The organism is Pseudomonas sp. RIT288, assembly GCF_000631985.1.
Classification (GTDB): Bacteria; Pseudomonadota; Gammaproteobacteria; order Pseudomonadales; family Pseudomonadaceae; genus Aquipseudomonas.
Genome location: NZ_JFYN01000020.1, coordinates 68,116 through 86,355, shown reverse-complemented (window position 1 = coordinate 86,355; position 18,240 = coordinate 68,116). Strand labels below are relative to the sequence as shown.

Annotated in this window: 16 protein-coding genes; 10 read left to right on the top strand and 6 right to left on the bottom strand. The window is 58.8% G+C overall.

What is annotated here, in order from left to right; genetic code table 11:
• Window positions 1–120: 120 nt before the first annotated feature.
• Window positions 121–1,896, bottom strand: a complete 1,776-nt coding sequence (gene gcl, locus BW33_RS17905) for a glyoxylate carboligase (protein WP_047600273.1) — start codon at window positions 1,894–1,896, stop codon at window positions 121–123.
• Between the two features lie 269 nt (window positions 1,897–2,165).
• On the opposite strand from gcl, the gene BW33_RS17900 reads away from it, so the two are divergent.
• Window positions 2,166–2,606, top strand: a complete 441-nt coding sequence (locus BW33_RS17900; protein WP_047600272.1) for a GlcG/HbpS family heme-binding protein — start codon at window positions 2,166–2,168, stop codon at window positions 2,604–2,606.
• Window positions 2,607–2,819: 213 nt separating this feature from the next.
• Window positions 2,820–3,278, top strand: coding sequence for an REP-associated tyrosine transposase (locus tag BW33_RS17895; RefSeq protein ID WP_047600271.1), 459 nt, complete (start codon window positions 2,820–2,822; stop codon window positions 3,276–3,278).
• 113 nt (window positions 3,279–3,391) lie between these two features.
• Here BW33_RS17895 and BW33_RS17890 read toward each other — a convergent pair whose 3' ends face one another.
• On the bottom strand, window positions 3,392–3,997 hold the full coding sequence (locus BW33_RS17890; RefSeq protein WP_047600270.1) for a TetR/AcrR family transcriptional regulator: 606 nt from the start codon (window positions 3,995–3,997) through the stop codon (window positions 3,392–3,394).
• A gap of 134 nt (window positions 3,998–4,131) precedes the next feature.
• Between BW33_RS17890 and BW33_RS17885 the strand changes: the two genes are divergently transcribed.
• Window positions 4,132–5,046 (top strand): DUF808 domain-containing protein, encoded by a 915-nt coding sequence (locus tag BW33_RS17885; protein ID WP_047600269.1) that lies wholly within the window; start codon window positions 4,132–4,134, stop codon window positions 5,044–5,046.
• 175 nt (window positions 5,047–5,221) lie between these two features.
• Here the strand turns inward: BW33_RS17885 and BW33_RS17880 are convergent, their stop codons facing one another.
• The gene (locus BW33_RS17880; RefSeq protein WP_007969640.1) at window positions 5,222–6,010 is read right to left on the bottom strand and encodes an MlaA family lipoprotein; all 789 of its coding nucleotides are present in this window, start codon (window positions 6,008–6,010) and stop codon (window positions 5,222–5,224) included.
• Window positions 6,003–7,301: a serine/threonine protein kinase gene (locus BW33_RS17875; RefSeq protein ID WP_047600268.1), complete on the bottom strand. Its 1,299-nt coding sequence runs from the start codon at window positions 7,299–7,301 to the stop codon at window positions 6,003–6,005. The genes BW33_RS17880 and BW33_RS17875 overlap by 8 nt, the downstream gene beginning before the upstream one ends.
• 223 nt (window positions 7,302–7,524) lie before the next feature.
• Here BW33_RS17875 and BW33_RS17870 point away from each other — a divergent pair, with 223 nt between their 5' ends.
• The gene (locus BW33_RS17870; protein WP_047600267.1) at window positions 7,525–7,893 is read left to right on the top strand and encodes a hypothetical protein; all 369 of its coding nucleotides are present in this window, start codon (window positions 7,525–7,527) and stop codon (window positions 7,891–7,893) included.
• Window positions 7,894–7,988: 95 nt separating this feature from the next.
• On the opposite strand, the gene BW33_RS17865 is transcribed toward BW33_RS17870, so the two are convergent.
• Window positions 7,989–9,584: a glycoside hydrolase family 17 protein gene (locus BW33_RS17865; RefSeq protein ID WP_047600266.1), complete on the bottom strand. Its 1,596-nt coding sequence runs from the start codon at window positions 9,582–9,584 to the stop codon at window positions 7,989–7,991.
• Window positions 9,585–9,872: 288 nt separating this feature from the next.
• Between BW33_RS17865 and BW33_RS17855 the strand changes: the two genes are divergently transcribed.
• From BW33_RS17855 to BW33_RS17845, 3 genes are all read left to right on the top strand, one after another.
• Window positions 9,873–10,724, top strand: a complete 852-nt coding sequence (locus tag BW33_RS17855) for a glycine betaine ABC transporter substrate-binding protein (protein WP_047600265.1) — start codon at window positions 9,873–9,875, stop codon at window positions 10,722–10,724.
• A gap of 275 nt (window positions 10,725–10,999) precedes the next feature.
• Entirely contained in the window at window positions 11,000–11,311 is a 312-nt protein-coding gene (locus tag BW33_RS17850; RefSeq protein WP_047600264.1) for a DUF485 domain-containing protein, read from the top strand.
• The gene (locus BW33_RS17845; protein ID WP_047600263.1) at window positions 11,308–12,966 is read left to right on the top strand and encodes a cation acetate symporter; all 1,659 of its coding nucleotides are present in this window, start codon (window positions 11,308–11,310) and stop codon (window positions 12,964–12,966) included. Before BW33_RS17850 ends, BW33_RS17845 begins: the two co-directional genes overlap by 4 nt.
• A gap of 1,100 nt (window positions 12,967–14,066) precedes the next feature.
• Here the strand turns inward: BW33_RS17845 and gltA are convergent.
• Window positions 14,067–15,356, bottom strand: a complete 1,290-nt coding sequence (gene gltA / locus BW33_RS17835; protein ID WP_003222994.1) for a citrate synthase — start codon at window positions 15,354–15,356, stop codon at window positions 14,067–14,069.
• 362 nt (window positions 15,357–15,718) lie between these two features.
• Here gltA and sdhC point away from each other — a divergent pair, with 362 nt between their 5' ends.
• The 3 genes from sdhC to sdhA are packed head-to-tail and all read left to right on the top strand — an operon-like array spanning window position 15,719 to window position 18,231.
• On the top strand, window positions 15,719–16,093 hold the full coding sequence (gene sdhC / locus BW33_RS17830; RefSeq protein WP_047292829.1) for a succinate dehydrogenase, cytochrome b556 subunit: 375 nt from the start codon (window positions 15,719–15,721) through the stop codon (window positions 16,091–16,093).
• Window positions 16,087–16,455 (top strand): succinate dehydrogenase, hydrophobic membrane anchor protein, encoded by a 369-nt coding sequence (gene sdhD, locus BW33_RS17825; RefSeq protein ID WP_047292833.1) that lies wholly within the window; start codon window positions 16,087–16,089, stop codon window positions 16,453–16,455. Before sdhC ends, sdhD begins: the two co-directional genes overlap by 7 nt.
• Before the next feature lie 3 nt (window positions 16,456–16,458).
• Complete coding sequence (gene sdhA / locus BW33_RS17820) at window positions 16,459–18,231, top strand: succinate dehydrogenase flavoprotein subunit (protein WP_047600261.1); 1,773 nt, start codon at window positions 16,459–16,461, stop codon at window positions 18,229–18,231.
• The last annotated feature ends 9 nt before the right edge of the window (window positions 18,232–18,240 follow it).

Genomic DNA, 18,240 nt, shown 5'->3' with positions numbered 1-18,240 from the left:
GTGTAGGAGCTGCCGCAGGCTGCGATCTTTTGACCTTGATCCTGAAAAACCAAGATCAAAAGATCGCAGCCTGCGGCAGCTCCTACAGGGGAGTAACCGCGGCCATCAAATCCTGGCAGATCAGTCGAGCAGCGAAATCGCCGTTGGCGCGTCGTTGCCGACCAGTGCCAGGTCTTCGAATTCGTTGACGGCGTTGATCTCGGTGCCCATGGAAATGTTGGTCACACGCTCCAGAATAATCTCGACGATCACCGGCACCTTGAACTCTTCGATCAGCTCCTGAGCCTTGCGCAGCGCAGGCTGGATCTGAGCCGGTTCGAATACCCGCAACGCCTTGCAACCCAGGCCTTCGGCGACTGCGATGTGGTCGACGCCGTAACCGTTGAGTTCTGGAGCATTGAGGTTGTCGAAAGACAACTGCACGCAGTAGTCCATGTCGAAACCGCGCTGAGCCTGACGGATCAGCCCCAGGTACGAGTTGTTCACCACCACGTGGATGTACGGCAGCTTGAACTGCGCGCCCACCGCCAGCTCCTCGATCATGAACTGGAAGTCATAGTCCCCCGACAGGGCCACGACCTTGCGCGTCGGATCAGCCTTGACCACGCCCAGCGCTGCCGGAATGGTCCAACCCAACGGGCCTGCCTGACCGCAGTTGATCCAGTGACGCGGCTTGTAGACGTGCAGGAACTGCGCGCCGGCAATCTGCGACAGACCGATGGTGCTGACGTAGCAAGTGTCTTTGCCGAACACCTGGTTCATTTCCTCGTACACGCGCTGCGGCTTGACCGGCACGTTGTCGAAGTGGGTCTTGCGGTGCAGGCTGGCTTTACGTTGTTGGCAGTCTTGCTGCCAGGCGCTGCGGTTTTTCAGCTTGCCGGCGGCTTGCCATTCACGGGCGACTTCGATGAACACGGTCAGCGCGGCAGCAGCGTCGGAAACGATGCCCAGATCCGGCGTGAACACGCGGCCGATCTGCGTGCCTTCGATATCGACGTGAATGAACTTGCGGCCTTCGGTATAGACGTCGACCGATCCGGTGTGACGGTTGGCCCAACGGTTACCGATGCCCAGCACCACGTCGGATTTGAGCATCGTCGCGTTGCCGTAGCGGTGCGAAGTCTGCAGGCCGACCATGCCGACCATCAGCGGGTGATCGTCCGGGATGGTGCCCCAGCCCATCAGGGTCGGGATCACCGGAATACCGGTCAGCTCGGCGAACTCCACCAGCAGGTCGCTGGCGTCGGCATTGATGATGCCACCGCCGGCTACCAGCAATGGGCGCTCGGCCTGATCCAGCAAAGCCAGAGCCTTCTCGACCTGAACGCGGGTCGCGGTTGGCTTGGCCAGCGGCAGCGGCTGGTAGGCGTCGATGTCGAATTCGATTTCGGCCATCTGCACGTCGAACGGCAGGTCGATCAGTACCGGGCCTGGGCGACCGGAGCGCATTTCATAGAAGGCTTTCTGGAACGCGTAAGGCACCTGGCCCGGCTCCAGAACCGTGGTCGCCCACTTGGTGACGGGCTTGACGATGCTGGTGATGTCGACCGCCTGAAAGTCTTCCTTGTGCATACGGGCGCGGGGTGCCTGGCCGGTAATGCAGAGGATGGGGATCGAGTCAGCCGAGGCGCTGTAGAGCCCGGTGACCATATCGGTACCGGCAGGGCCGGAAGTACCGATGCACACGCCGATGTTGCCGGCCTTGGTGCGGGTGTAACCCTCGGCCATGTGTGACGCGCCTTCGACGTGGCGAGCGAGGACGTGATCGATGCCACCGACTTTCTGCAGGGCGGAGTACAGCGGGTTGATCGCAGCACCCGGAATGCCAAAAGCGGTATCAACCCCTTCACGGCGCATCACCAGAACGGCGGCTTCGATTGCTCTCATTTTGCTCATGGTTTTGTGCCTCTTTACGTTTTGTAATTGTATACAAGTGGCTTTGCGCAGAGTGTATTCACGGCGGACGGCGCAGGTCAATCCATTTTCTCAAGCGCCTGTTTCATTCGTCGCAAGCCCGGTTCTGCTGTGGCTTTTCGTCGCACGTGGCGCATTTCGAGAATTATTGTATACAAAAAAATAATTCATTGTGTTCTATTTGTGGCATCGAGCTGCGGCACTTGAACGCAGCCCCACGACTTTCCCAATAACAAAATGAGGACGGCACCATGAGCGCTTTAACCTTGAAAGTCGCAGTCAACCTGGTCAACGAAGCCATCAGCACCGGGCGCGGGATCAACGCCGCGCCGCTGACCATCGCGGTACTCGATACCGGCGGCCACCTGATCACCTTGCAACGCGAAGACGGCGCCAGCCTGTTGCGCCCGAACATCGCCATCGGCAAAGCCTGGGGCGCTATCGCCCTGGGCAAGGGCTCACGCCTGCTGGCGCTGGACGCCCAACAACGCCCGGCCTTCATCGCCGCACTCAACAGCATGGGTCAGGGCAGCGTCGTCCCGGCCCCGGGCGGGGTGTTGATTCGTGATCAGGCGGGGAATGTGCTGGGGGCGATCGGCATCAGCGGCGATCTGTCGGATATTGATGAGCAGGTGGCGATCAGGGCTGTGGAGGCGCTGGATTTAAGGGCGGATGCGGGGGTGGCGGCTTGAATCTGTGTTGATTGATTAACCGCTATCGCGAGCAGGCTCACTCCCAAATTGGAATTGTGTTCAGACACAAAATGTCTGAATACCCAAGTCCCCTGTGGGAGCGAGCCTGCTCGCGAAGGCGATCTTCCGTACATATCTTGCTAAAAGTCTGACGCTTGCTCGGAGATTCACTGAACTAGCCTTTTCATAATCAGGACATGAAAAGGCAAAGGAATGCTGGATCTATCTGCTTCAAATCGTTTGCGCATTGGTCGCTACTCCGAACAAAACCGCATCTATCTACTGACTACCAACACGGCGGGAAGGCAGCCTGTTTTCAGCGACTTTGAACTGGGTCGACTGGTCGCCAGCCAATTTCGCATCGCAGAGGCGATGGGGTTTGCCAATTCGTTGGCCTGGGTCGTCATGCCAGATCATTTTCATTGGCTGATTGAATTGAAGCGTGGTTCGCTCAGCGAGTTGATGCAGCGTACAAAATCCCTCAGCACCAAAGCCGTGAATCTCTCGACGGGTCGAAAGACCAGTCTTTGGCAATCTGGCTTTCATGATCGTGCATTGCGCAGAGAAGAAGATCTGGTGAAGTTGGCAAGGTACATCGTGGCCAACCCGTTGCGGGCTGGTCTGGTGGAGAAGCTTGGCGACTATCCGCTGTGGGATGCGATTTGGGTTTGAGCTGATATCGAGTTGCTGCCATTCGCGAGCAGGCTCGCTCCCACATTGGATATTCGGCGGTTATAAATCTCTTGTGGGAGCGAGCCTGCTCGCGAAGCGCTCAACACGGTGTATCAGTCCGGTTCACACCCCTTCAGCACCAACCGGATAATCGTCTGCGCCGCGGCCTCGTAATCCGCCTCGTCCAGCTTGTCCTTGCCGGTGACCGCAGAGATCTGCCAGTCGAAATCGGCGTAGGTCTGGGTCGCGGCCCAGATGCTGAACATCAGGTGGTTGGGGTCGATCGGGGCGATCTGGCCGCGGTCGATCCAGCTCTGGATGCAGTCGATGTTGTGCTTGGCCTGGCTGTTGAGCTGCTCGACCAGGTCGGTGCTCAGGTGAGGGGCACCGTGCATGATTTCGCTGGCAAACACCTTGGAGGCGAAGGGCAGGTCGCGGGAGATGCGGATCTTTGAGCGGATGTAGCCGCTGAGCACTTCGCTCGGTACGCCGTCCGGGTTGAACGGGGTCGAAGCCTGCAGGATCGGCACGATGATGCTTTCCAGGACCTCGCGGTAGAGGTTTTCCTTGGATTTGAAGTAGTAGTAGACGTTGGGCTTGGGCAATCCTGCCTTGGCGGCGATGTCGCTGGTTTTGGTCGCAGCGAAGCCCTTGTCGGCAAATTCCTCACTGGCGGCACGCAGGATCAGTTCTTTGTTGCGCTCGCGGATTGTGCTCATAAACCCGGTGGTTCCTTGCCTGTTCTGGCGGTTGCGCATGGTAGCACCGGCCTCGCGCATGGCTCAAGAATGCCCCGTGTGGCCCGCAGTCGCGGTATGCTGCGCGACATTATTCACATAAGGAAACAAGATTCATGGCAGGAAGCAGTTTACTGGTGCTGATCGACGATATTGCCACCGTTCTGGACGATGTGGCGTTGATGAGCAAAATGGCCGCGAAGAAGACCGCCGGCGTACTCGGCGACGATCTGGCGCTCAATGCCCAGCAAGTCTCCGGCGTGCGCGCCGAGCGGGAAATTCCGGTGGTCTGGGCCGTCGCCAAGGGCTCGTTTCTCAACAAGCTGATTCTGGTGCCCTCGGCGCTGGCGATCAGTGCATTCGTGCCGTGGCTGGTGACGCCGCTGTTGATGGTCGGCGGCGCGTATCTGTGTTTCGAAGGCTTCGAGAAGCTCGCGCACAAGTTCCTGCACAGCAAGGCCGAAGATGACGCCGAGCATGCGCAACTGAGCGCGGCGGTGGCTGAGCCGACCACCGATCTGGTGGCTTACGAGAAGGACAAGATCAAAGGCGCAATCCGCACTGACTTCATCCTCTCGGCGGAAATCATTGCCATCACCCTCGGCACCGTGGCCGACGCTTCGCTGACCCAGCAAGTGATCGTCATGTCTGGCATCGCCATCGTCATGACCGTGGGTGTTTATGGCCTGGTGGCCGGCATCGTCAAACTCGATGATCTGGGCCTGTGGTTGACCCAGAAATCGGGTGCAGCCGCAAAGAGCATCGGCAACGCGATCCTGCGCGCGGCGCCGTACATGATGAAAGGCCTGTCGGTAATCGGCACAGCGGCGATGTTCCTTGTCGGTGGCGGCATCCTCACCCATGGCGTTCCGGTGGTGCATCACTGGATTGAAAGTGTCGGTGCGGCGGCGGGTAGCGCCGGGTTCGCAGTCCCAGTGCTGCTCAATGGCGTGGCGGGGATCATCGCGGGCGCGGCAGTGCTGGCGGTGGTTTCGGTGGTCGGCAAAATCTGGCGCGCAATCAAAGGCTGAACACGGTGTCTTTGTAGGAGTGAGCCTGCTCGCGATGAGGTCGTGTCAGTCACCTTTTATGTGTCTGATACACCGCTATCGCGAGCAGGCTCACTCCTACAGTTTGATCTTGGTTGTGCCATGAAAAAGGGCCATTCGACTTGCATCGAATGGCCCTTTTCTGTTGCCGCTGAGGTTACTCGGCAATCTGCAGCTTGCGCGATTCGGTATAGACGTAGCGCACTTTTTCGTACTCGAACGGTGAGTTCATCTGACCGTAGCGGAAGTTGGTCTGGTAGCGCTTGTCGACCGCGCGCAGGGCCCAGATTTCCGGGTGGTTGGAGCTGACTTCCGACACGTTCAGGTAGTTGATCGCCGATTCGGCGGTGTAGTCCACGGCCAGGCCGGCGGTGTCGCGAATGTTCGACGGGCCGAGGATCGGCAAGACGAAGTAGGCACCGCCCGGTACGCCGTAGAAGCCCAGGGTCTGACCGAAGTCTTCGCTCTGGCGCGGCAGGCCCATGGCGGTGGCCGGGTCCCATAGACCGGCAATGCCGATAGTGGTGTTAAGCAGCAGGCGCGCGGTGGTTTCCATCGAACGCTTGCCCTTGAACTGCAGCAGGCTGTTGACCAGGTTCGGTACGTCGCCGAGGTTGTTGAAGAAGTTGCTCACCCCGGTGCGCAGGAAACTCGGCGTCACGTAGCGATAACCGTCGACGACCGGCAGGAACACCCATTGGTCGAAGCGGTAGTTGAAGTGGTAGACCCGGCGGTTCCACGACTCCAGCGGGTCATAGACGTTCAGCGCGTTGAGCGTCGAGCGCTCGAACTCGCGTTGATCCAGGCCCGGGTTGAACTTGAGTTTGGACAGCGGCTCCTTGAAGCCGTCGCTGTCGACCACCACTGGCGCGTTGGCTTTGCTGTTGTCGGCCTGGGCCACGCCTGCACTGAGGAGCGCTGCAATCAGCAGGAGATATTTAGCCACGGAAAAACTCCAGCATGGCGTCGCTGTTGACGCGGTAGTTAAGGTTGCCGCAATGGCCGCCCAGTGGGTAAACGGTCAGGCGATCGCCAAAGGTCTTGCGCAGGAAACCGAGGTCGCCAGGGCCGAGGATCACGTCGTCGGCGTTGTGCATGACGGCGATTTTCGGGCTGTCGTGCAGGTAATCCTTGAGTGCGTACAGGCTGACCTGGTCGATCAGTTGCAGCAGGCTGCCGCCGTCGGTACGGGCGCGCCACATCGGGATCACTTGTTCAGTCAGGTAGCAGTCGAAGTCGCATTGCAGCGCACGCTTGAGGAACGGCGTGAGGCTGGTGCCTTCGGTGATCGGAAATTTCGGCGGGGTGATCAGGCCGCGCCGGTTGATCAGGTCGGAGGTGAAGGCAATGTCGGCCGCCGAGAAACGGAACGAGGTGCCAATCAGCATCGCCATCTGTTCGTTGGTCAGGTGCTGCTTGGACTGCTGGAAGTCGTAGAGCAGGGCGTCATTGAGGTCGATGTAGCCTTTCTGCTGGAAGTAGCGGGTCAGCTTGTTCAGCACCAGTTCATAGAAAGTGGTGCTGTTGTTGATGCCCTTCACTTCGGTCTGCACCAGCTTGTCGAGGTTGCTGATCGAGGTGTACAGGTTGACCGGCGGGTTGAGCAGCAGGACTTTCTTGAAGTTGAAGCTGCGTCGGGTCTCGTCCAGATGCGCGACGAACGCGGCATCCAGGGCGCCGAGGCTGTAACCGCTGAGGTAGTACTCGGTGACCGGCAGTTTCGGATGCTGCGCGCGCACGGCCTGCATCACCCGGTACATGTCTTCGGCGTCTTCCTTGGTGATGCCCGGGGTGGCGAAGCGTGAAGCGGCGCTGATGAAGTCGAAGCTGGTTGGCGACGACAACTGCACGACGTGGTAGCCGGCCTTGTAGTAGAGCTTCTTCAGGTATTCGTTGAGCGTGCTGTCATAGCGCGCGCCGGTGCCGGCGATCAGGAAGATCAGCGGCGCCGGTTTGTCCTGCTCGGCGATGCGGTAGGTGAGTTTTTTCACCGCCCAGAAATTGTCCGGGAGGATGAAGGCCCGTTCCGGGCGCAGGGTGATGCTGTGGTCGGACTGATTGATCTCGTCGTCCGACGGCAATTCCGGGCGCAGGTTCGGTGGCGTGGTGGCGATGGTCGCCTCGAACGGGTTGGTCAGGGGATAGCCATAACTGGCGGCATCGATATCCACCGCCAGTGCGGACGCACTCAGAATAAGGCCGCTGAACAGCGCGGCGAAGCGCAAGGAACGGAGCATGACTGGATCCCTTAAAGGAAGGTGCCGAATGAAGTTCGCAGGCTATGACCACCGGGCTCGCGCCAAAGTGCCATGCCTCGGCACGAAACAGGCAGAATTCGGAGTAATAGTAGCTGGACGATACACTTTGCAAGGCGCGGATGACCAGTTAACAGTTGTTAGTGCTTGCCAACGCGTGCGGGCAGATTAAGCTGGCCGCCGATTTCGTTGATTGGAGAGATTCATGTCCCGCCGCTTGCCCGTGATTCTGTTGCTCGTGCTGTTGCCGCTGTGGCTGGCTGCCAGTTATGGCGCGCGTTATGGCTTCATGGAGGATGGGCAGTGGGTCGGCATCTGCGTCGATGAGGCGAGCCGCTGGGAATGCACGGTGCGCTCGAATCTGGGACTGATGATTCACTTCAAGGTGTTGGGCTGGAGCGCGCTGGGTGCGGCGCTGCTCGGTTTTGTGCTGCCGGGGCGGGCAGGGTGGTGGCTGGCGGTGCTGGCGCTGGTGTTCGGGTTGCCGGCGCTGGCGTTGTACAACACGACTCTGGCGGTGTTTGCGCTGGTGATTGCCGGGTTGCGCCTGGTCCGGGCATCCCGCAGCGCCTGATAGAAAAAGATCGCAGCCTTCGGCAGCTCCTATAGGGTTACACCGTCCCATGCAGGAGCTGCCGAAGGCTGCGATCGTTTGATCTTGCTGTCTAATCAGAGACTGCGAACCCGCAGGCAGCGCCACAACGCCGCCACCATCAACCCACTGACCAACGCCCAACCCCACGCCTGCTGATTCAACAGTCCTTCTTCATACAGCTGCGGTGCAATGCCGGCGCCGATGATAAAGGTCAGCAGGGCGATTTCCCGACGTGGCACGCTGACCGGACGGCACAGGTAAACCAGCGCCGGCAGAATGAACGCCATGCTGGCAAAGCTGCGATAACGCGCGTCGAACACCATCTCCAGCATCATCACCGCCGCCGCGAAACCTGCCAGCGCAACCAGCCAGCCGGCACGGCGCTCCAGCAGATTAAACGCGCGTTCACGCCATCCCTGACGGTCGCTCAAGGTCAGCGCGGCATGCGCCAGCACCAACAGATTCATCGCCGTCAGCAAGCCGACCCACAGCCATTCGCCGGCAAACCGCGTGGTCACTCGGGCCAGATCACCCCAGGCGCCGATCGAGCAGGCGGCCAACGCACCGAGCAGCGGCAGGATCAATGCCGATCGGGTGGTGCGCACCCGGCCACCGAGCAGCAGGGTGCTGAGGAAAATCAGCCCGCCAACGCCCAGCCATTCCTTCCAGTACGGCACGTTGGTCACTGGCCCGGCGAGCACGCCCTTGTCCTGACGATCGGCGTCGAACAGGCCCCAGTAACCGCCGACCGCACCTTCGCTGCCACGCTTCCATGGCTGGTCGAACGCTTCGATCAGGTTGTAATGCCAGCCTTCCTTCTCGGCCATGGCGACAAAACCGCGAATGAACCTGGCCTCGTTGACCCGGCTCGGCAGGGCGGTCTCACGCTGGCGACCTTCGCTGGGCCAGCCGGTCTCGCCGATCATCACGTCTTTGGGTGCGAATTTGTTGCCGAACACCTGACGCACATCCGCCACATGTTGCAGAGCGACGTCGATGTTTGACGGATCATCTTCCCAGTACGGCAGCAAGTGAATGGTCAGGAAATCCACCGCCGGCGCGACTTCCGGGTGCTTGAGCCAGAACTCCCAGACATCGGCATAGGTGACCGGTTGCTTGACCTGGCTTTTGACCTTGTTGATCAGCTTCGCCAGTTGCGCGCCGGTGACTTCCTTGCGCAGCAAGGCTTCGTTGCCGACGATCACCGCGCTGACCACATCCGGGTTGGCGTTGGCCGAGGCGATCAGCAGGTCGACTTCTTTCTCGGTGTCCACCGGGTTGCTGTTGACCCAGGCGCCTATCATCAATTTCAAACCGTGCTTGCGCGCCAGATCCGGCAGCGCTTCGAGGCCGGTCATCGAATAAGTGCGGATACATTCGAAACGCGTCGCCAGCAGCGCGAGGTCGGCGTCCATGCGCTCCGGGCGCAGTTTGAATGGCACGTCAAACGGCGACTGATCCTTGTCGAACGGCGTGTAGGAGGCGCATTGCAACTTGTGCGTCGGGGTCGCGGCGTCCGGCAGGATCACCGGTTTGCCGAGGCCGTACCAGAAGCCGCCAAGGGCAAACAGGCCGAGCAGGCAGGCGAAGAGATAAGGAACAAACGGGAAGCGGGAAGTCGCGGACATGGTCAGGCCGAGTGGCTGCAAAGCGACGCATGTTACCTGCATTTATCTGCGGGTTGGTGGCCTGCATGATTTGCACATGCAAAGTTCGGGCGGATTGTCTGGCGCCAATTATTCTGAAGCGATTAATGGCCTTCTGATGTCGTTTCTCGGTGTATTGAGGTCGCTGACAGAGCAGGTCGCTGCGGGCGTCAGGCCGATGATCGAAAGCGTCAGTACTCCACTGGCATTTGAGCGAGTTTGCGGTCAGGCGTGATGGGGGCGCTGTGCACCATAACAATACGTTGACGATGCCCGGCATCCGTCGGGCGCAGCATTTCGGGGAAGTAAACGATGAAGATGCGACGACTTTTAGGCGCAGGTGCCGCTCTGGTGCTTGCGATGAGCTCCACATTCGCCAGCGCTGAAAAACAGACCCTGAACATCGGTTACGTTGACGGCTGGTCCGACAGCGTCGCGACCACACACGTGGCGGCCGAAGTGATCAAGCAGAAACTTGGCTACGACGTGAAGCTGCAGGCCGTCGCCACCGGGATCATGTGGCAGGGCGTGGCCACCGGCAAACTCGACGCGATGCTCTCGGCATGGCTGCCGGTGACCCACGGCGATTACTGGACGAAGAACAAGGATCTGGTCGTCGATTACGGCCCGAACTTCAAGGACGCGAAAATCGGCCTGATCGTGCCGGAGTACGTCACGGCGAAATCGATCGAAGACCTCAAGACCGATGACACCTTCAAGAACCGCATCGTCGGTATCGACGCCGGTTCAGGCGTGATGCTCAAAACCGATCAGGCGATCAAGGATTACGGCCTGGACAAATACACCCTCAAGGCCAGTTCCGGCGCCGGCATGATTGCCGAGCTGACCCGTGCCGAGAAGAAGAACGAATCGATTGCCGTCACCGGTTGGGTGCCGCACTGGATGTTCGCCAAGTGGAAACTGCGCTTCCTCGACGATCCGAAAGGCGTGTATGGCGCGGCTGAAACCGTGAACAGCATCGGTAGCAAGGAACTCGCTACCAAGGCTCCGGAAGTCGCCAAGTTCCTGAAGAACTTCCAGTGGGCGTCGAAAGACGAGATCGGCGAAGTCATGCTGGCCATCCAGGACGGCGCCAAGCCTGACGCGGCGGCCAAGGATTGGGTCGCCAAGCACCCGGATCGCGTGGCTGACTGGACTAAATAACACTGCCCAGCGCAGTAACCTTGTAGGAGTGAGCCTGCTCGCGATAGCGTCCTTTCAGTTGACACAAATGTCGACTGATACAACGCCATCGCGAGCAGGCTCACTCCTACATTTATTTCTGGCCAACCCCTACGTTCAGGGTTTGCGGCTGTTTACAGTCCGAAAATTGGCGAAAATGTCATGTCGTTCTAATACTAAGGTCGTCTGGAACCCGTTCCGCAGCCGCATACAGTGGATACGTTCCAACAATAATCTGTGCTGCGAGGATAAAAACAATGAACGACAGCATTTACCTCTCGATTCAAAACAGCCCGCGCTTCAAGGAGCTGGTGAGAAAAAGAGAAAAATTCGCCTGGATACTCTCGGCGATCATGCTCGGGCTCTACTCTGGCTTCATCCTTTTGATCGCTTACGGGCCGCACATACTCGGCGCGAAGCTCAGTCCTGAATCCTCGATTACCTGGGGCATTCCGATCGGTGTCGGGCTGATTCTTTCAGCATTCATCCTCACCGGTATCTACGTGCGCCGCGCCAATGGTGAGTTCGACGACCTGAACAATGCGATTCTCAAGGAGGCTCAGCAATGATCCGGCGTCTACTGGCTCTTTTGAGTGTTTCAGCTTTCGCGCCGAGTGTCTGGGCGGCTGACGCGCTGACAGGTGCAGTGGCCAAGCAGCCACTGAATATTCCTGCAATCCTGATGTTCGTGGCATTCGTCGGCGCGACGTTGTACATCACCTACTGGGCCTCGAAGAAAAACAACTCGGCCGCCGACTACTATGCGGCAGGCGGCAAGATCACCGGCTTCCAGAACGGTCTGGCGATCGCCGGTGACTATATGTCGGCGGCGTCTTTCCTGGGGATTTCCGCGCTGGTGTTCACTTCCGGCTACGACGGTCTGATCTACTCGATCGGCTTTCTGGTGGGCTGGCCAATCATTCTGTTCCTGATCGCCGAGCGTCTGCGTAACCTGGGCAAATACACCTTTGCCGACGTAGCATCCTATCGCCTCGGGCAAACCCAGATTCGCACCCTGTCTGCTTGCGGTTCGCTGGTGGTGGTGGCGTTCTACCTGATCGCGCAAATGGTCGGTGCCGGCAAACTGATCCAGCTGCTGTTCGGTCTGGACTACCATGTTGCGGTGATTCTGGTCGGTGTGCTGATGTGCATGTACGTGCTGTTCGGCGGCATGCTGGCGACCACCTGGGTGCAGATCATCAAGGCGGTGTTGCTGCTGTCCGGTGCCTCGTTCATGGCGCTGATGGTGATGAAGCACGTCAACTTCGACTTCAATATGCTGTTCTCCGAGGCGATCAAGGTTCACCCTAAAGGTGACGCGATCATGAGCCCGGGCGGTCTGGTGAAAGATCCGATTTCGGCGTTCTCCCTGGGCCTGGCCCTGATGTTCGGTACCGCGGGCCTGCCGCACATTCTGATGCGCTTCTTCACTGTAAGTGATGCTAAAGAAGCCCGTAAGAGCGTGCTGTATGCGACCGGTTTCATTGGCTACTTCTACATCCTGACCTTCATTATCGGCTTCGGCGCGATCCTGCTGGTCAGCACCAACCCGGCTTTTAAAGATGCTGCGGGCGCGCTGCTCGGCGGCAATAACATGGCGGCGGTGCACCTGGCCAATGCCGTGGGTGGCAGCATTTTCCTGGGCTTTATCTCGGCGGTAGCGTTCGCGACCATTCTGGCGGTGGTAGCAGGCCTGACCCTGGCTGGTGCATCGGCGGTGTCGCACGACCTGTATGCCAGCGTGATCAGGAAGGGCAAGGCCAACGACAAGGATGAGATTCGCGTCTCGAAGATCACCACCATTGCTTTGGCGGTGCTGGCGATTGGTCTGGGTATCCTGTTCGAAAGCCAGAACATCGCGTTCATGGTTGGCCTGGCGTTCTCCATTGCGGCAAGCTGCAACTTCCCGGTACTGCTGCTTTCGATGTACTGGAAGAAGCTGACCACCCGCGGTGCGATGATCGGCGGCTGGCTGGGGCTGGTGAGTGCGGTGGGGCTGATGATTCTTGGCCCGACCATCTGGGTGCAGATTCTGCATCATGAGAAGGCGATCTTCCCTTACGAGTATCCGGCGTTGTTCTCGATGGTTATCGCGTTCATCGGGATCTGGTTCTTCTCGATTACCGACAAGTCGGCTGCGGCCGAGAACGAGCGGGCGCTGTTCTTCCCGCAGTTTGTGCGTTCGCAGACGGGGTTGGGGGCGAGTGGGGCGGTTTCGCACTGATCGCTGATTAGATGTTTTGAGTGAAATGCCCCGGTTGAGAAATCGGGGCATTTTTTTTGTGGGCGGTTATCGGGCTCGGGCCTTGGTGTTTGGTGGTTGTTGAGTACATATCCGTTGCTGCGGTAACGGCGGCTTAGGGTTTCGCCCTTACGGCGACTCACTTTTTTTACAAACGCCTAAAAAAAGTAAGCAAAAAAACGCTTGCTCCTACGTTCGGCCCGCTCGCTAAGGCTCGGGGTTCCTTCGCTGCGGGATCGATCCGGGGGCCGCGCCTACGGTTTGCTTCGCTGCACCTCCTCTCGCTGTGTTTGGCTTCGCCAAACGGTCGCTGCGCTCCCACCCCCGGATCAATCCCTCCACTCAGCCTTCCGACGTCGCCCGTGGATCAAGATCAAGAGCTGCAGCCGAGCTTGCGCTCATCCTGGAGTGGGGCGGCTGCGCCGCACGGGCTTGCACAATAAAGACTGTGGAAGCCAGCCAGCCTGCTGGCGATGGCGGCCTGACAGCCGACCAATCTCTACTGATTGCACCCAATCCAATTGTGGGAGGGGGCTTGCTCGCGAAAGCGTCCTGCCAGTCGATCAATCTCTTACTGAATGCACCCAGTCCCCTGTAGGAACTGCCGAAGGCTGTGATCTTTTGATCTGGCTCTGGCTCTGGCTCTGGCTCTGGCTCTGGCTCTGGCTCTGGCTCTTGATTTGGCTTTTGATCTTTTGCCCCATCGGCAGGCCGAGCGAAGGTGTTCATCCGGGGGTTAGGCGCGCAGCGCCATGCGGCGAAGCCGCATACATCGAGAGGAGGTGCAGCGAAGCAAACCGTAGGCGATGCCCCCGGATGGACACCGTAGCGAGGGAACACTGAGCCTAAGCGAAGTGCCGTACGCCGGGGCAAAGCCTTTTGGGTTACCTTTTCGGCGTTTGGAAAAGGTGACTCGCTGTAAGAGCGAAACCATAGGAGGCCGTTACAGCAGCAACGGATATACACCCAAACCCCCAAAAAACCAGTCGGCCCCCAGGCCGCTGCGACCAGACAAACAAAAACGGCCTCTATATAAGAGGCCGTTCCCGATACAACTTCAAGACGTTATCGCAAGACAGGTCTTATTTGCGGTCTTCCAGCTTGGTGATATCACGCGACTCATAGCCGGTGTACAACTGGCGCGGACGGCCAATCTTGTACGGGCTGGAGAGCATTTCTTTCCAGTGCGAGATCCAGCCGACAGTGCGGGCCAGAGCGAAGATCACGGTGAACATGCTGGTCGGAATGCCGATCGCCTTGAGAATGATCCCCGAGTAGAAGTCGACGTTCGGGTACAGCGAGCGCTCGATGAAGTACGGGTCGGTCAGCGCGATCTCTTCCAGGCGCATGGCCAGTTCGAGTTGCGGATCGTTGTTGATGCCCAGTTCCTTCAGTACTTCGTCGCAGGTCTGCTTCATTACAGTCGCGCGCGGATCGCGGTTCTTGTAAACGCGGTGACCGAAGCCCATCAGCTTGAACGGATCGTTCTTGTCCTTGGCCTTGGCGATGAACTTGTCGATGTTGGACACATCGCCAATCTCGTCAAGCATGGTCAACACGGCTTCGTTCGCACCACCGTGGGCAGGGCCCCACAGTGCGGCGATGCCGGCGGCGATACAGGCGAACGGGTTGGCGCCCGAAGAACCTGCCAGACGCACGGTGGAGGTCGATGCGTTCTGCTCGTGGTCGGCATGAAGGATGAAGATCCGGTCCATGGCCTTGGCGAGTACCGGGCTGATCGGTTTGATCTCGCACGGGGTGTTGAACATCATGTGCAGGAAGTTTTCCGCGTACGTCAGGTCGTTGCGCGGGTACATCATGGGTTGGCCCATGGAGTACTTGTAAACCATCGCTGCCAGGGTTGGCATCTTGGCAACCAGGCGGATCGCGGAGATTTCGCGATGCTGCGGGTTATTGATGTCCAGGGAGTCGTGGTAGAAGGCCGAAAGGGCGCCGACTACGCCGCACATGACGGCCATCGGGTGGGCGTCGCGACGGAAGCCGTTGAAGAAGGTTTTCAGCTGCTCGTGAACCATGGTGTGGTTTTTCACGGTGCTGACGAACTGGGCCTTCTGTTCTGCAGTCGGCAATTCGCCGTTGAGCAGCAGGTAGCAGGTTTCCAGGTAGTCCGACTTTTCAGCCAGCTGTTCGATCGGGTAGCCGCGGTGCAACAGAATGCCGTTGTCGCCGTCGATATAGGTGATCTTCGATTCGCACGAGGCGGTCGACATGAAACCCGGGTCGAAAGTGAAGCGGCCCGTGGCCGTCAGGCCCCGAACATCGATTACATCGGGACCAACGGTGCCGGTTAAAATGGGCAGCTCGACGGGGGCTGCGCCCTCGATGATCAACTGCGCTTTTTTGTCAGCCATGTGGCCTCCTATTTATGCTTGAACCATCAGACAGACCCCCCACGCAGGGCCCGCACCACTATAGTGAGATAAATTCGAATGTCAATTTGCCTAAAGTCTTGCTCCAGAAGGCTTTAAGCGCACTTTTTCCTCGAAATTGACTGCCATTTACGCCTTTTATACGACTTGTGCAATCAGCTATTTGGGGTAGGTGATTGCGTTGTCATTAGTAGCCTAACTGTCTATACTCGGCCACCGACCGCCAAGGGCTTTTGGGCCTGCTTTATTGGGGGTCGCATCCCTGGGTGGTGGTTACCTGACCAGTGCACTCCCCAACAACTTTGCCCTGATTGTTAGGGGCTCTTCAGTGTGAAAAAAAAGCCGTGAAAAGCCAACGACCTGTAAACCTAGACCTAAGGACCATCAAACTCCCCATCACCGGCGTTACGTCGTTTCTTCACCGTGTTTCCGGCATCATCCTCTTCCTGGGTATCGGCTTCATGCTTTATGCATTGGGCAAGTCTCTGGGTTCCGAGGAAGGTTTTGCCGACGTGAAGGCATGCTTGACCAGCCCGCTGGCCAAGTTCGTAGCATGGGGCCTCCTGTCCGCTCTGCTGTATCACCTGGTAGCCGGTGTGCGCCACTTGATCATGGATATGGGCATCGGTGAGACGCTGGAAGGCGGCCGCCTGGGCTCGAAAATTATCATCGCGGTTTCCGTGGTGCTGATCGTTCTGGCAGGAGTTTGGATATGGTAACCAGCGTTACGAACCTTTCGCGTTCGGGCCTCTATGACTGGATGGCGCAACGTGTGTCTGCGGTTGTTCTCGCGGCTTATTTCATCTTTCTGATCGGATACCTTGCAGTGAATCCGGGCATTGGCTACGACCAGTGGCACGGCCTGTTCGCTCACAACGGGATGCGTATCTTCAGTCTGCTGGCCCTCGTTGCCCTTGGCGCTCACGCCTGGGTCGGCATGTGGACCATCGCGACCGACTACCTGACGCCAATGGCGCTGGGCAAGTCCGCGACCGCAGTACGTTTCCTTTTCCAGGCAGTATGCGGCGTTGCGATGTTCGCTTACTTCGTCTGGGGTGTGCAGATTCTCTGGGGTATCTGAGTCATGGCTAACATTCCAACGATTTCTTTCGACGCCATCATTATTGGTGGTGGCGGTGCCGGCATGCGCGCTGCGCTGCAACTGGCACAAGGCGGTCACAAGACTGCGGTGATCACCAAGGTTTTCCCGACCCGTTCGCACACTGTATCCGCCCAGGGCGGCATCACTTGCGCGATCGCGTCCGCTGACCCGAACGATGACTGGCGCTGGCACATGTACGATACCGTCAAGGGTTCCGACTACATCGGTGACCAGGACGCTATCGAATACATGTGTCAGGAAGGCCCGGCTGCGGTTTTCGAGCTGGATCACATGGGTCTGCCGTTTTCGCGTACCGAGCAAGGTCGTATCTACCAGCGTCCGTTCGGTGGTCAGTCCAAGGACTACGGTAAAGGCGGCCAGGCTGCTCGTACCTGCGCAGCGTCCGACCGTACCGGTCACGCGTTGCTGCACACCCTTTATCAGGGCAACCTGAAAGCCGGTACCACGTTCCTGAACGAGTACTACGCTGTCGACCTGGTGAAAAACCAGGAAGGCGAGTTCGTCGGTGTGATCGCGATCTGCATCGAAACCGGCGAAACTTCGTACATTCGCGCCAAAGCCACCGTACTGGCTACTGGCGGTGCTGGCCGTATCTACGCCTCCACCACCAACGCCCTGATCAACACCGGTGACGGCGTTGGTATGGCGCTGCGCGCTGGCGTACCGGTACAAGACATCGAAATGTGGCAGTTCCACCCGACTGGCATCGCCGGCGCCGGTGTACTGGTGACCGAAGGTTGCCGTGGTGAAGGTGGTTACCTGATCAACAAGCACGGCGAGCGTTTCATGGAGCGTTATGCTCCGAACGCGAAAGACCTCGCTGGTCGTGACGTGGTTGCCCGTTCGATGGTTAAAGAAATCATCGCCGGCAACGGTTGCGGTCCGAATGGCGACCACGTAATGCTCAAACTCGACCACCTGGGCGAGGAAGTGCTGCACAGCCGTCTGCCAGGCATCTGCGAACTGTCGAAGACTTTCGCACACGTTGACCCGGTGGTTGCTCCGGTTCCGGTTGTTCCGACCTGCCACTATATGATGGGCGGCGTTGCCACCAACATTCATGGTCAGGCGATCACCCAGAACGCCGAAGGCGTGGATCAGATCATTCCTGGTCTGTTCGCCGTAGGTGAAGTGGCTTGCGTATCGGTACACGGTGCCAACCGTCTGGGCGGCAACTCGCTGCTCGACCTGGTGGTATTCGGTCGCGCTGCCGGCCTGCACCTGGAAAAGGCGCTGACCGACGGCATCGAATACGACGACGCTACCGAAGCCGACATCGAAGCTGCCCTGTCGCGTCTGAATTCGCTGAACGGCCGTACCGATGGCGAAGACGTGGCTACCCTGCGTCGCGAGCTGCAAAGCTGCATGCAGAACTACTTCGGTGTGTTCCGTACTGGCGAATACATGCAGAAGGGCATCGCTCAGCTGGCCGATCTGCGCAAGCGCATCGCCAACGTGAAGATCAACGATAAGTCGCAGGCGTTCAACACTGCGCGTATCGAAGCTCTGGAACTGCAAAACCTGCTGGAAGTGGCTGAAGCTACCGCCATCGCGGCCGAAGTGCGTAAAGAGTCCCGCGGCGCTCACGCCCGTGAAGACTTCGAAGACCGTGACGACGAAAACTGGCTGTGCCACACCCTGTACTTCCCGGGTGAGAAACGCGTCGCCAAGCGTGCCGTAAACTTCTCGCCGAAGACTGTTCCGACTTTCGAACCTAAAGTCCGGACTTATTAAGGGTGATCG